Source organism: Actinoplanes sp. NPDC048791 (genome assembly GCF_040650095.1).
GTDB lineage: Bacteria > Actinomycetota > Actinomycetes > Mycobacteriales > Micromonosporaceae > Actinoplanes.
The window spans coordinates 1-1963 of record NZ_JBEZGQ010001322.1 but is presented as its reverse complement, the minus strand read 5'-3'; the positions used below and the strand labels follow the sequence as shown (position 1 = coordinate 1963).

Here is a 1963-nt window from a genome sequence, read left to right as displayed (position 1 = left end):
CGGCGCCTCGCCCTTGAGCACGGTCTGGGCCAGCAACTGCCCGGTGACAGGACCGAGCGCGATGCCCCACATGCCGTGCCCGCCGGCGACGAACACCCGCGGAGCGGCGGTCGGGCCGATCAGCGGCAGCCCGTCCGCGGTGCACGGGCGTGATCCCACCCATTCGTCGCGGCGGTCGTCGAGGTCCACGCCGGCCAGGAACGGGCGTACGGCCTCCACGACGGCAGCGATCCGCCGCGGATCGAGGGCGTCGCCGGGGCGCCGGAACTCCATCATCCCGGCCACCCGCAGCCGGCCGCTCAGCGGCGTACAGGCGACCCGCTGCCGCGGGAAGTACAACGGCCCGGCGGGCATCCGCGCGGCCGGCACGCTGAAGCTGTAGCCGCGACCGGCCTGGACCGGCTGCCGCACCCCGAAGCTCGCGGTGAGAGTGCCCAGGACGGCCCCGGTGGCGACCACTACCGCGTCGTGCCGGGTCTGTTCGCCGGATCGGCAGACCACGCTGACCTCGTCGGGCCCGTGCCGCAGGTCGGTCACCTCGGCGTCTTCGACGATCCGGCCGCCGCGGGCCCGCACCGCTCCGGCAAGGGACCGGACGAACTCCGGCGGGTGCAGGTAGCGCTGCCCGCGGATCTCCACGGCGGCACCGACCTGACCGGTCAGCGCCGGTTCCATGACCCGGGCCCGGCGGCCGGAGACCCGGTGGTAGTCGACGTCCTGACCGGCGGCGCCGATCTGCTCCAGCTCGGCCAGCAGACCGCGGGCGTCGCGCTCGCGGGCGAAGCAGGCGAGGAAGGTGGCCGCCTTCGTCGTGGGCGCGGTGACGCCGCCCGCGGCGAGCACGTCGAACGCCTCCAGCGCACGCTCGTTGAGCGGGACGTAGGCGGCCATCCCGCGTTTCCATCGCCGAGCCGTGCTGTGCCTGACGAACGAGGCGAGGAACCGCAGCAGGTCGCGGTCGGCCCGGAGCGGCAGATACACCGGTGACCGGGGACTCAGCACCGCCCGCAGGCCGTAGCGCAGCACTGCCGGTTCCGGCAGGGGTGCGGTCAGCGCCGGCGTCAGCCATCCGGCATTGCCCCAGGACGCGCCCGCGCCCACCTGCTGCCGCTCGTACACCGTTACCTGTACGCCGGCCTCCTGCAGGAACCAGGCGGTGGACAGGCCCACCATCCCCGCCCCGATGACCGCGACCTCGCCCGGCGAGCCACGCCCTTGATACACGGAAGACACGTCGTACCTCATCTCTGCGGTTGCACCGACCCACCATCGTCTCCGCGGGCCGGCCGCCCGGCGAGGGCCGGCACCGGCCGATCTACGGCCGCGCTTCTTGCCGACGCCCGGCAATCAGCCGCCCCTCCCGGCCGCTGCCCCGGCGCGGACGCAGGGCGGTCCGCTTCTCCGGGTGGACGATCATGACCGGGCAGTCGGCGTGGTGGAGCAGCTGCTGGCCGACCGAGCCGAGCAGGCCGCCGACCAGCGCGCCGTGCCCACGGCTGCCGACGACGAGCAGACCCGCCTCGCGGGACACGTCGATCAGGTTCTTCGCCGGGCTGCCCGGCTCGACGCGGGTCCTCACCCGCACGGCGGGGTACCTGTCCAGCCACGGCGTCAGGGTCGCGTCGAGGTCACGGGCCACGTCCCGGCGGACCGCGTCCGGGTCGTAGGGCAACGGCGGCACAGCCATCCCGTACGGCGGCATCGGCATGGGGTAGCTGCGCACCACGAGCAGTTCGCCGTCACGCCGCTGGGTCTGGTCGAACGCCAGCGCCAGAGCGAGGTTCGCCGGGGCCGAACCGTCGACGCCGACCGTGACCGGGCCGGACGGGGTTTCGCGCCGGCCGCGGACGACGACCACGGGACCGGTCGCCCGGGTGACCACCTGCCGGCTGACCGAGCCGAGCAGCAGGCTGGCCAAGCCTCCGCGCCCCCGGTTGCCGACCACGAGCATGGCTGCGGTGCG

General features: G+C 74.6%; 2 protein-coding genes. Both read right to left on the bottom strand.

Annotated features, from left to right (window positions below; translation table 11 throughout):
- Positions 1-1233 (bottom strand): FAD-binding oxidoreductase (locus tag AB0C29_RS45915; RefSeq protein ID WP_360834320.1); only part of this gene is annotated, 1233 nt, incomplete at its 3' end.
- 82 nt (positions 1234-1315) lie between these two features.
- Positions 1316-1963: universal stress protein (locus tag AB0C29_RS45910; RefSeq protein ID WP_360834318.1), on the bottom strand; the 648-nt coding region annotated here is incomplete at its 5' end.